This is a genomic window from Vibrio sp. Isolate32 (assembly GCF_022397955.1).
Lineage (GTDB): Bacteria > Pseudomonadota > Gammaproteobacteria > Enterobacterales > Vibrionaceae > Vibrio.
This window is the reverse complement of sequence record NZ_JAKEUQ010000012.1, coordinates 101,785-113,974: the sequence shown is the minus strand read 5'-3', so window position 1 is coordinate 113,974 and position 12,190 is coordinate 101,785. Positions and strand designations below refer to the sequence as shown.

Annotated in this window: 12 protein-coding genes and 1 pseudogene; 3 read left to right on the top strand and 10 right to left on the bottom strand. The window is 42.5% G+C overall.

All coding sequences use genetic code 11. The features are described from left to right. Nucleotides 1-245 precede the first annotated feature (245 nt). Nucleotides 246-863, bottom strand: a complete 618-nt coding sequence (locus L1D11_RS11600; protein WP_239833806.1) for an RraA family protein — start codon at nt 861-863, stop codon at nt 246-248. Between the two features lie 1,220 nt (nt 864-2,083). Here L1D11_RS11600 and L1D11_RS11595 point away from each other — a divergent pair. Next, nucleotides 2,084-2,371, top strand: a complete 288-nt coding sequence (locus L1D11_RS11595; RefSeq protein WP_239834085.1) for a hypothetical protein — start codon at nt 2,084-2,086, stop codon at nt 2,369-2,371. Between the two features lie 54 nt (nt 2,372-2,425). Here the strand turns inward: L1D11_RS11595 and L1D11_RS22740 are convergent. From L1D11_RS22740 to L1D11_RS11570, 4 genes and pseudogenes are all read right to left on the bottom strand, one after another. Further along, nucleotides 2,426-3,199, bottom strand: a pseudogene (locus L1D11_RS22740) (hypothetical protein). Between the two features lie 219 nt (nt 3,200-3,418). Continuing rightward, nucleotides 3,419-3,922: a peptide deformylase gene (gene def / locus L1D11_RS11580; protein WP_239834082.1), complete on the bottom strand. Its 504-nt coding sequence runs from the start codon at nt 3,920-3,922 to the stop codon at nt 3,419-3,421. A 93-nt stretch (nt 3,923-4,015) separates the two neighbouring features. Further along, nucleotides 4,016-4,429 carry an NUDIX hydrolase gene (locus L1D11_RS11575; RefSeq protein WP_239834081.1) on the bottom strand — a complete coding sequence of 138 codons (414 nt, stop codon included), beginning with the start codon at nt 4,427-4,429 and terminating at the stop codon, nt 4,016-4,018. Nucleotides 4,430-4,450: 21 nt separating this feature from the next. After that, nucleotides 4,451-5,221 (bottom strand): GNAT family N-acetyltransferase, encoded by a 771-nt coding sequence (locus L1D11_RS11570; protein ID WP_239834080.1) that lies wholly within the window; start codon nt 5,219-5,221, stop codon nt 4,451-4,453. Between the two features lie 436 nt (nt 5,222-5,657). Between L1D11_RS11570 and L1D11_RS11565 the strand changes: the two genes are divergently transcribed. Next, the gene (locus tag L1D11_RS11565) at nt 5,658-6,185 is read left to right on the top strand and encodes a hypothetical protein (protein ID WP_239834079.1); all 528 of its coding nucleotides are present in this window, start codon (nt 5,658-5,660) and stop codon (nt 6,183-6,185) included. A 204-nt stretch (nt 6,186-6,389) separates the two neighbouring features. Here the strand turns inward: L1D11_RS11565 and L1D11_RS11560 are convergent, their stop codons facing one another. The 5 genes from L1D11_RS11560 to L1D11_RS11540 all read right to left on the bottom strand — a co-directional run bounded on the left by L1D11_RS11560 (nt 6,390) and on the right by L1D11_RS11540 (nt 11,096). Beyond that, entirely contained in the window at nt 6,390-7,136 is a 747-nt protein-coding gene (locus tag L1D11_RS11560; RefSeq protein ID WP_239834078.1) for an alpha/beta hydrolase, read from the bottom strand. Continuing rightward, nucleotides 7,136-8,440, bottom strand: coding sequence for a TRAP transporter large permease (locus L1D11_RS11555; protein WP_239834077.1), 1,305 nt, complete (start codon nt 8,438-8,440; stop codon nt 7,136-7,138). Before L1D11_RS11555 ends, L1D11_RS11560 begins: the two co-directional genes overlap by 1 nt. A gap of 2 nt (nt 8,441-8,442) precedes the next feature. After that, the gene (locus L1D11_RS11550; RefSeq protein WP_239834076.1) at nt 8,443-8,976 is read right to left on the bottom strand and encodes a TRAP transporter small permease; all 534 of its coding nucleotides are present in this window, start codon (nt 8,974-8,976) and stop codon (nt 8,443-8,445) included. A gap of 10 nt (nt 8,977-8,986) precedes the next feature. Beyond that, nucleotides 8,987-9,976 (bottom strand): TRAP transporter substrate-binding protein DctP, encoded by a 990-nt coding sequence (dctP, locus tag L1D11_RS11545; protein WP_239834075.1) that lies wholly within the window; start codon nt 9,974-9,976, stop codon nt 8,987-8,989. 109 nt (nt 9,977-10,085) lie between these two features. Then, nucleotides 10,086-11,096, bottom strand: coding sequence for a D-cysteine desulfhydrase (locus L1D11_RS11540; RefSeq protein ID WP_239834074.1), 1,011 nt, complete (start codon nt 11,094-11,096; stop codon nt 10,086-10,088). A 156-nt stretch (nt 11,097-11,252) separates the two neighbouring features. Here L1D11_RS11540 and L1D11_RS11535 point away from each other — a divergent pair, with 156 nt between their 5' ends. Beyond that, a complete protein-coding gene (locus L1D11_RS11535; RefSeq protein ID WP_239834073.1) occupies nt 11,253-12,155 on the top strand; it encodes a LysR family transcriptional regulator in 903 nt (300 codons plus the stop codon). The last annotated feature ends 35 nt before the right edge of the window (nt 12,156-12,190 follow it).

Below are 12,190 nucleotides of genomic sequence, written 5' to 3'. Positions count from 1 at the left end.
ACCGATAATAAGGAGAATGGCATTGACGAAATCAAAGGAGATGTAACGACGAAAGAAACGGAAAACAGCTAACGGGTTGATAAGATTGCTATCGCAACCTTATCTTGACCTCGCTCGCCTTGAGAAAAGCCTCAAAGCGATGTGCCCTTCAAGTTCAATCGTACAATTTACTTAATAAAGTGGCTTCGGGCTTGTTCAACACTCGGGATTTAGTGTTGGCTGCGCAACACCTTAATCCTTATTTGTTAGGCTTTTTGTTTCGCAGAACTTATTGCTAGAGCTATTTTAGCTCTGTGGTTCGCTTCCCACTCAAGCAGAGTTAATGAAGCTTCATCACATGCTTTCTTTGAGGCCGACAAGAACACTTCCTCTGTTCTTGCTTTAGGTATAACTACGATACCCTCTAAATCAGCGACAATTACGTCTCCCGTAGATACCTTTACTCCCCCACAAGTAATTGAAACACCCAACTCACAATAGACATCTTTCTTGCCTGGTACCGGGTGAACACCTTTCGCAAAAACTGGAAATTTCATATCTGAAATTTCACCCAGATCCCGAATTACACCATCAATGATGAAGCCTTTTATGCCTCGATTCTTAGCAACTGCGCATACATTACCGCCCGCAACTGCATACTCACTATCAACGCCATCCACAACGATTATGGAGCCTTCAGGCGCTTCGTATATTGCAGAATGAAGCATTAAATTATCACCTGAAGCTAACTGAACCGTGAATGCCTCTCCACTAATTCGCGGCATACCCTGCCAAAGAGGGCCAATGTTGTAATCTATAAAGTGGTCATTGGTAAGTATGTTCCCATACTCGGTTGTCGCCAATTTAGAAAAGTCCTTCTTCATTTTAACCTCCATGTTTGTAGAAAGCCTAACAGCTATATTAGACAGAATAATTCTGCATTTTGTCCCTGAAACCATTCAGTCTAGTAATCTAAACAGTTCGGGGGCTGTCTATTAACCGATTTAATAACAATATCTTACCTGCTCGCTTCTGGATCGAACATGATGAAACACAGAAATTTTCTATATAGTTTCGGAGAAATGCAGAAAATAGCCCAATTTGTGAGTGAGTCGTTATCTTACAGGTTGATTTCTTCCCCGCCGTCTTAGCATTTTGNGCATTTTGTCCCTGAAACCATTCAGTCTAGTAATCTAAACAGTTCGGGGGCTGTCTATTAACCGATTTAATAACAATATCTTACCTGCTCGCTTCTGGATCGAACATGATGAAACACAGAAATTTTCTATATAGTTTCGGAGAAATGCAGAAAATAGCCCAATTTGTGAGTGAGTCGTTATCTTACAGGTTGATTTCTTCCCCGCCGTCTTAGCATTTTGGTTCTAGATCTGTCGGTAGCATGATGATTAAGCCGCAGTATCGGCGAGTCTCGCACTGATAAATTTAATGGTCTTAATCTTTCTTAATTCGATACCTAAAGCAGCACAGTCATGAAACCTTTTGTCCACTGATAATTTTTGTCATCACGATTAATTTGAAGGTGCTTATTGTGTGGTCATTTCTGCTAAGCACAGTGCCCAACGTTTTTAAGTGTGGGCTTAGCTACAACCACTACAGGTAGCAAGAGCACCACGTGTAATGAATCAGTTGCGGATGATGGGTTATGGAGAGTGGCGCTCTCTTTAGATGTGACTGAGTTGAGCAATCTACTTGACTATTCGCGTTATGAGCCCTCACCGATTCAGCACTAAATACCATGTGTTGTAAATCAATCTTGATCGACTATTCCACAGGTTAAGCCAATAGCCCCCACCACCAGCGAGCTCCCCCACAGAACAGTTCCATCAAAAGTCATCAAGCGGTTGAGCTGCGTAAAAAATGACGGAGCGTGAGCGCAGGCGCTAAAAAATTTCACAGTCGAACAAAAGGTTACTTAGGACCGAACAGCCCAATAAAGCTGGGGGCTTTCACCGTTTGCGCTCATGGTACAACACAGGCAAAACAAGAAATATTTATTGTTATTCGATAATTTTTTATTGATCTACAAATGCTTCGATGTATATTAGCCCCTCAACACCAACCCTAGACTCTTACGAGGTATACAATGAAAAAGGCTTTACTGTTTCTTGCTCTTGGTTCTCTTTCTGTGTTCGCTCACGCTAAAGCAACACAAAATTTAGACCAGATGCTTGCACAAATCGATAACGTTATTGTTTACGCAGGTGAAAATGTAGACAGCTCAGAAGAGGTATATGAAACGATCAATTCAAATAACTCTGCTGGGTTCGAAAACTGCGCGGTTTATTTACCCGAGGGGGAATTAGAGGCCAGCACGACGATCACTTTACGCCGTACTGAAGATGGCTTTATATTGGAGTGTGGCTCTAATTAGAGCTAACGCATAAAAATACCGACCTCTGGGGTCGGTATTTATTCATTTGTTGTCTTAGATGCCTATGTTGCAGCATTGTAAAGCCAGTGACTGAGCAAACTCTCGCATGTGCCTTGCGTTGTCTGCATTTTCTGCATCGCCACATGCTTTTCCGTAGTATTGAATGTTTGGCGAGGAATACACGGGCAATACTTTTTCAGCGTAGGTCATCACGGTACCCGCTTCTTGGCACAAAGCACCGAAAGAGTAAGCTTTTATGTAATCATGGTTTTCTGGAAGCAGCTGACCTTTGAGCCAGTAGTCGGGAGTGTCGTTGTGCCATGCCCAAGCCAGATGACCCAGCTCATGCTCTAGTAAATTTACGTCCGCGTCGGATGACAACACAAAAAAGCTACGACTGAAATTCACATGAGCCATACCTGTGGTTCCATCGTCTGAGAGCTCATGATCTTTAGGAAGAACTAATGCATAGTAGCTCCCCTCTCGCTGCATGGGTTCCAACACTTCGTCGCCAACCAGCTTGGCTAACTGTTTATGCAACTTACCACTGTCTGCATCTTGGAAACTGGAGAGATCGATTCTAGTGATACCTGATAATGTTCACTGCATCGGTACGCATGAATTTTGGAGAACAAGGTTAGAGTAGCCTATCATCTTCTGAATTTTTGACTCGCTCATCGATGCATCGGTAAAGAAGTGGACGGGAGTTTCGACTTTTTCGCCTATGTCACAAGGGGCAAGGGTTAGTTTTTCGCCACTCCGTTTGCCAACGAAAAAGAGTGCGACAACGCCCAGCAAGGTGCAGCCAACCACGAGGTTTTTCTTCATCATATTCCTTTATTGCCATATATCTTTACTAAGTTATTGCTTCGGTGCTTAATGCTTTGGCAAACCATGTTTCTACTAGGGGAACGGACCAACCTATTGAAAAGTCGTACAATATGAAAGGGAGAGCACACTAAATTGAGAAGGATAGCGACAAAACCCAACGCCGATGTGTTGAAGTTCACTCGTTGGGTTTGAAGAGATAGTGGTTTATAAGCCAGATTAAGCGTGCGCTTTGAGGTACTTTTTAACTTTTTTCATCGCCATTTGACGCTTTAGTGGCGACAGGTAATCAATAAATAGGTTACCCGATAAATGGTCAATTTCATGCTGCATTACGATAGCGAGAAAGTCATCGCTTTCAATGGTGATTGGCTTCCCTTCTCGGTCGAGAGCAGAAACAACCACAGACGTAAAACGCTCTACATCCGCGTAATAGTCAGGCACTGATAAGCAGCCTTCTTGTCCCAAAGCTTTGTTAGAACCACTTGCGACTAACGGGTTCACCAAGATTAACGGTTGGTCTCGGCTCTCTGAAATATCGATAACCACCACGGCCGCTTTACGACCGACCTGAGTGGATGCCAAACCGATACCATTATCAGTGGCATAGAGTGTTTCTAACATATCGTCGATGAGTGTTTGTACCGTCGATACATCTTGCACCTCTTCCGCTTTCACTTTAAGCCTTGGATCTGGTGCGGTAAGAATGTCTAAAACTGCCATGCTTTCCTTTTAATTTTCAATTTAATCAATACGTTATAAAAGAGTGAACAAGATAACCCAATGTGCTTTCAGTACCAAGTATAGGCGTTCTGGCTAGTCAAAGTTCTTGAAGTTTACCGGTTCCTTCAACAAGTTCACCAAAGGTAAGAACAGAGGCTCTGGCAGTTCATCTAAGTGGAACCATTGCCACTGCTTACACTGATGAGGTTCCATGACTCGGGGCTCACCACTAGAACTGGTCGCGACAACATACAAGGTGACGTAGTGCTTGCCTTCTTTTTCGAATATATCGTTGGTAAAGCCGAGCTTCATAAAAGAACCGACCTCTAACCCTGTCTCTTCAAGGGTTTCTCGCTGCGCGCACTCTTCAATGCTTTCACCCAATTCAAGGTGCCCACCAGGCGTCGCCCAGGTATTTGCACCATGAGACCCTATACGCTCGCCAAGTAGAATGCGTCCTTCCCTAAAAATGACCGCAGCCACACCTACACGTACTTGATTATTCATTCTTTACTCCTTTGAAACACATTACTCGCTAATTGGTGAGGTATACCCTGTCGTTGTCGCGATCACTTCAAAACCACGTTTGGATACAATGGGTTTACTCATATCAGAAGCATCGATGGTGAGGTATTTAACCCCTCTCGACTTGGCTTCCTCAATACGTTTGTTCAGTAGCAAACTGTAATAGCCATTACCTCGAAATGCTTCGATGGTGCTTCCGCCCCAAATACCGGCAAACGGGCTACTTCCATTAAAGATGATCCACGCCGAGGTCACAGGCTGGTCGTCGATATACACGACATAGATAGACACCGAATCTGGCGCGTGCTGTTTAAGACTAACTAAGTGGTTGTAATGCCATTCAAAATCGCCACCCCAAACTTGTTCTTGAACTTTGATTGCATCGCGAATACCTTTGCTGTCCGTCACCTCGGTGATTTTGCCTTCATCAAAGGGCTCGCAGGTGGCCTTAGACAGGTCCAACACCATGAATGACTCGTGCTCATCCTGCTCAAAACCATTCTCGAGCAATACTGCACTGATGTTCGTTGGTGTGTCGGTGCTGTACGTCTTCCACTCAAAACATAGGTTACGCTGCTTAAAATACGCCAGTTGCTCTTTGACGATAGAGTCTGTGAGGCTTTCATCGAAGTCGAAAAAGGAGATATAGCTACCATGACGATCGTTAGATACGAACTTAGTCAGGTTGTTATCTGTTACTTTAGTACCATTGAATGAGTTAAAACGCTTTCGCTCGAACTCGTTGTACTCTTGCATTACATCCCTTGTATTCATAATTTTCTCTTGGTAGATAGCCCTATGTCTCGTCTTTGCACCATACACTTTGTACGCCAACAGAGCGAAAACCGATCGATTTGCAATTAAGTCATTTAGTAACAAAGCTTTAGCAAAACACGTGCATCATACATGACGCAAATTAGAAGTATTCCTGATAGCTCAAATTAAATGTAGAAATCATATGAATATGTGTATTACTTATCATTTTATCCATACACACCCTTCCCCTGACGCGATAGTTGATTTTAAGTTTGTATACGCCGAAAAGCCGTAAGACTCTCTGTCGAGAATGATGGTCACTTTGGAATAAGTGCCTGATATATATAACTAAAAAGACTTGCCCATTTGAAATTACAACACCAATACGCAACCATGCGCAAACGCATGTGAATATATGCATCCTGTGAAATATACATTAAACAAAGGATATTTAATGAAAAAGTCAGTGCTAATGTTGTCTATTACTATTATGGCGAATGCCAGTGCATCGGATCTGGTTGTCAGTGATCCAAAGACTCTTCTTCCAAGTGAAAACGTACAAAGCTTCTCAATGGCCGATCTGAATGGTGACGGTGTTCAAGAGTTAGTCTTCGTGACTGCAAACGGTGAGCTAAAGTATTCTCAGTTAATTAGCCTCGGTAATGGCTTTTTAGACTCTAGCGATTACGACCAAATACGAAGGGAGCAAGGAAAGGGTTATAAAATGAATATCTCATTAAATGGAGATAACTACAAAAACACGGTAGTAATTGCAAATAGTGGCTATCTAAGCCTACAAGACGGTATAAATACACGATGCAAAGCTAGAATGGCGCTACAAAATGGCACTATCGTTGCCGATTCTAGTAGCGGAAAGATTACATTGACCTATGTATCTAGAAACCATATTGCAGGCAAAGTTAAGTGCAATTCAGGTAAATTCAAGCAACTAGACGAAGTGAGCTTTACCGCCACTTGGTAATTGCCTTGATCCAACCAGATATTCGTGACACCCGCCCTATTATCACCTCTGTTTTATAATCAGCTAACATAGTGGCTAGAGTAGTCGCGAGTAAATTAAAAACGCCGACAGCGTTGTCGGCGTGTTTTGAATGGGAATTATAGGTAAGACACTAAGGCTTTCGCCCTTCAGATATCTTCTCTGTGATTAACCCTCGTCAGATAACTAATACACACTTTGTAAAAACTCTTCAAAAGCGACATTGAAGTGCAATGGCTTTTCTATATGGGCATTGTGAGCGCAATCATTGATGACACACAGAGAGCTATGTTCAATACCTTCCCATAAAACTGATATCTGCTCATCCCAATCGTAAGTTCGATCTGAGTCTGCCCATATAATTAATACAGGCATTCTATATTGGGAAACGTAAGCTTCACCGCTCCAACCATTCATTGCAATGAGACCATTCAAGTAAGATTGAAACGAAACCTTTTCTGCCAATTTCATCGACTGTTTAAGTACTTGGGGTTCAAGATGATTTTTGAACCAGCTAGACACCGCTCGCTGTTTACTGTCACCAAACGAAACCGCGGATGCATTTTTGATGCTTTCTTGCAAAGGCTCAAATCTCCCTGGCAGCTCTCCTTTTGGTCCTGTTCCGTACAAGGTTAAGCTGACAACTTGTTCAGCCCAGTGATGTCCAATTTGCTGAGCGACCATTCCTCCCATCGAATGTCCGATTAAGTGAAAACGCTTGATGCCAAGAAGTGCAATTTGCAACATCACATCTTCCGCCATCTCTTGAATGGTATCAAAAGCAGTCTCGCTGGAACGTTCTCCAAAACCTTTCAGACAAATCGGCACAACTTGAATGCTTTTTTCCAAATGTGAGACTTGAAAAGTCCAATATTCAGGACCACTTAAAAAGCCGTGAATCATAACCAATGGTGCATTAGCGTTCATCATCATTACCCCATCACATTTGGTAGCCAAACGGCTAGCTCGGGGAAAACGACCATAAGTACTATCAAGAATATAAGAGCACCAATGAATGGTAAGCATCCTTTGATAACGTCGATAATCGTTAAACGATCTTTCTCAATAGATTGAATGACATACAAGTTCAAACCTACCGGAGGCGTCAATACAGCGACTTCCATCGTGATTGTGTAAATGACACCGAACCAAATCAGATCAAAGCCAGATGCTTGAATCAGTGGGAATAAGGTTGGCAGTGTAATGAAAGTCATTGAGACCGGTTCTAAGAACATCCCCAAAATAATGTAGAACAGGATAATCAAAACAAGCGTTGTGTAGGGAGATAGTTCTAATGACGTAAACAGACTAGTGAACTCTTGGGGCACTTGATAGTAAGTCATCACAAATCCAAATAGCACGCCAGAAGAAAGCAATAAACCCAAGTATCCCATTGTCTTCATTGTGGCTTTGATTGACTCAAAGAAACCTTTCAAGTCCATCCCGCCGATAGTCATCGCAAGTAGTAGAGTGATGACACATGAGACACCAGCGGCTTCGGTAGGCGTTGCAATCCCGGCATAGATCGAAACGGTAATAATAAAACCAATAACGACAATAGGAATGACAGCACTTAATGCTAATCCCCAAGGAATACTTTCACTGTCATCAGCCCCTGGCACAGAGCCTTTTTGTAATACACTCCAAGCTTTAATGATAAGAAAGAAAAAAGAAACCAAAATTAACCCGGGAACTACACCAGCAATAAATAGTTGCCCGATGGATTGGTCGGTGACAATACCATAGAAAAGAAGTATCAAGCTTGGCGGTAGTAATACGCTGAGCGTGCCACCAGCCGCAAGCACCCCACTAGCAAGTTTTTTGTCGTAGCCAAGATCTAACATTGCAGGAAGAGCAACACCACCAATCGTCAATGAACCCACCATACTAGAGCCACATACAGCACCAAATCCAGCACATGCACCCACGCTCCCGTATGCTGCGGAGCCTGTAATCGGCACTTTGCTGTGCATAAACCAATATAAATTGGGGCCTATATTAGACCGTCCTATCAGTTCTCCTAAAAGGACGAACAATGGTACGGACAACAGAACATAGTCTACCCAAACCCCCCACATTTTTAGCTCTGCAGTCACAAGCATGGTAGAGAAAGACTGTATTGAAAGAAGAAACGGGATCGAAGCCCCCGCCAATGCAAAAGGTATGGGCAAACCTAACGCAATAAATATAATCAGCAGCCCCATTAGACCGAGCCCTACTTCATACCACTCAAGCATACTTATTCTCCGAGCTTAGTTTGGGGGGTGGGAGGTTTCCCACGAACAGACTCAAGTTTATGCACTATCGAGTCATAAAATTTTAAAATAGAAATCAAAGACAGATTCATTAATGAAACAAATACTCCTGCCCAAAAATAATATTTTGGCCATAAAAGTATCTCTGAAGCGGCAAGCGACACGTAGGATTTAGACAAACCTTTGCATGCAGCTAAAGTAAAGAAAACAGAAATTAACATTATCAACGCACTGTTTAAAATTGCGAGGTTTTCTCTTCTCGCTTTCGAAAGTTTATCAACGAAGATCGTAACCTTAGGAAATGCATCTGCCTTGTGTGCGTATGAGAGTCCAACAAAGGCCAATGGCACTAACATCAAAGCGGTCGCCTCTGTAACCATTCCATCAGGATTACCTATTACGTATCTCATAAACACGCCATAGGTAATCCAGAAAGCTTGGACAAGTACGATTAAACCACCACAGCACAACAATGTACTCGTCGAAATGTCCAAAACTTTTCTGAATCTACCTTTCATAGTTTCTACCCTAGAGTGAGTGCTCAGCAAAGAGATCTTTCATTTGGTTTGAAAGTTTAGTTCCACAACCTTTAACCACCTCGCTTTCCCAGGACTTAGCGATGCCAGAAACCAAATTCAACTTCTGCTCTGAAGTTAACTCTAATACAGTGCCACCCTCTTTTTTGGCTTCTTCAATTCGAGCATCGACCCACTCTTCATATCTTGGCTTGAGCCAAGCTTCTGTCTCTTCCGCTGCATCTATTAGGGCTTGTTGGTCGCTTTTGGACAGTGAATCAAATCGCTCTTTATTCATCATATACATAATGTTACCGTAAAATATTCCCGCATCAACCATGTGTGGCATCACATTCCAAAGCTTCCATGAGCTGTAAGTTGCCACCCCCATATTAATGCCGTCAACAACACCTCTTTCTGCCGACTGGAACACTTCTTTTGGAGAAATGAAGACTGGCTTGCCTCCCCAACCTTCTATTATTTGGCTCACTAATGGTCCAATTGAACGCACCAGTTTGCCATTTAGGTTTGAAAACTCTTCGAAAGAATGGATCTCTTTATTGAACCACCATTCTTGATCATACGAATAATTGGAGTTGAAAATAGGAACTAACCCGTTTTCATTTGCCTCTGGAATAATCATTTCACGGTATTGAGAATCCATCTTCAACTGACCATTCAAGTTCACGGCAGACGGATACAACGAGGTCACTCGATAGCATGAAAGTCTATTGTCAGCACTAATCCAACTGATATCCGTTACACCACCTTGAATCGCATCAACCCCTTCACTCCAGCCATGCAAGGTGGATGATGGATATATTTTTACGTTCAAACTCCCGTTAGATTTCTCTTCCGCCAATTCTGCAAATTTTTTGAATCCTTCATACCTAATGTCTGATTCATTAACATAGGTAGAAAGTCGAATCACCTCTTTACTCATTGCGTTTAAAGATAGAAGTCCGCCAATAATTAGACTGGCAAGTTTGATTGAAATTTTCATGTAATCTCCATTTACAGCATTTAAATAATTTAGTGTTGCTATTAGTGAAATTCATCTATCAGCAACATTGTTTTGGAAGGTACAGGTACAAAGCACCGTCCCTCGAGGGTTATTCATAATTTGGTAGGTCGAAGCAGTCGCGATAGCCAAACAGGGCCTGAGCGCCACCAGTATGCACAAACACGACATTCTCTCCTTTTTTAAAGTGGCCGTTTCGAATAAGGTCGATAAGACCTGCAGCACCTTTACCTGAATACACGGGGTCGAGCAAAATGCCCTCTAAGCGAGAGAACATGTTAATAGCTTCAATCGTTGAGGGAGCAGGAATCCCGTAACCCTCCCCAACATAATCACAATTCGCCACAACATCTTCTCGTTTAACTACATACGGTGCACCCAAGTGGAGAGCAGTACGTTGAGCAAGCCTGAATACGTTGCTCTCTTGGGTCGCTTTATCAACTCGCACTCCAATACCGAGAACTGGGATATGGCTATTGGTCATCGCAAACCCCGTCACTAAGCCAGCTTGTGTTCCAGCGCTGCCCGTGGCATGAACGACATGATCAACCTTTAAGCTGCGATCATTACTTTGTTTTAAAATTTCTAACGCACAATCCACGTAACCAAGCGCACCAATATGATTAGAACCACCACCAGGTATGATGTAAGGTTTCTTACCTTGTGCACGCAGTTTTGATGCAACGCTTTCCATCGCTGCGTTCATGTCAGTCCCCCCTGGGTACTTAGATAATTGAGCATTAAAGAGTTGGTCCAACATAACGTTGCCGTTGAATTTATAATCAGGATCATCACTCGCAGTGCGGTCTTCGAGCAAAATCAAACAATCCATATTGAGTTTTGTCGCTATCGCTGCAGTTTGACGTGCATGATTAGACTGAGTCGCTCCTTGGGTAATAATAATATCTGCACCTTGCTCAACGGCGTCAGCCATCAAAAACTCTAATTTCCGTGTTTTGTTACCACCACCGGCAAGACCTGTACAATCATCTCTCTTAATCCAGATATTTGGTCCGTTCAACGCTACACTCAAGTTTTCCATCAACTCTAATGGTGTGTTTAAGTGCGCAAAGTTTAAACGAGGGTATCGCGCTAAATGCATTTTCATTCTCCGATCAATGTTTAACTCGTGTATATTTAACACTCAATAATATTAGTTGGCGAAACGGCTAAAAAGACAATGCTTTTTGTTAATTAGCTGTTAAATATTGGTTTAAACGAATACCATATCGATTAAATAAAGACGTAGGTTAGCCAAATGGACTTAAAATGGATTGAGGATTTTTTACACCTCGCACAGTACGGAAGTTTCGCAAAAGCAGCAAAAGCCAGAAATATAACCCAACCCGCTTTTGGAAGAAGAATCAAACTATTAGAAGAATGGATAGGGACTGACCTTGTCAATAGAAATACTTACCCTGCGACATTCACTAAAGCGGGCTTTCGGTTTCTCAAACACGCAAATGACCTCAAACAGCAGATCGACTTCGCTCGGCTAGAAACCGTGAGAGAAGTCAACAATAATGAAACAAAAGTCACATTTCATACTCAGCACTCTTTGTCAGAATATGTCGTCAATAAGATGATCAATGAATATACCGATGCGTTTAAAACGACCTTGGTTTATGTCAGCCCAAATAACTTACATGACTCTGTACAAGCATTTATCGACAACCGCTCTGACTTCCTAATAGGCCTATCTTTTAAAGGAAGTCGACTTTACGTACCCAATCCAGAAGTCGAGTCAGTGACAATCGGGTATGAGTGCCTCATACCTGTTGTTGCCACTAAAGCTGATGGCTCTGCTCTGTTCAGAGATTGCAAAAACTCCAACGTTCCTCTTCTTAGTTACCCATCAAATACCTTCTTCGCACAAGTATTAGAAAAACACGGCTCGATAACTCAAAGCCTGTGTACCTTTGATGTCGTATACGAAAATGCTGTTACACACTCCCTTAAATCAATGGTGTTATCTGGCCACGGTGTAGCTTGGTTGCCACAAGGATTTGTCCAAGAAGAACTCAATCAAGGTTTGTTGATGAGGTTTTCAGAAACGATCTCTCCAATAACAGCAGAAATAAAGCTATATCGCTTCTCGATGGAGGAAATGACACCGGGAATGAGTAAGCTGTGGCAACATTTCAAGAACACTAATGGGTGAGACCAAAACAGCGCCAGAAGCTTGCTACTAAATCT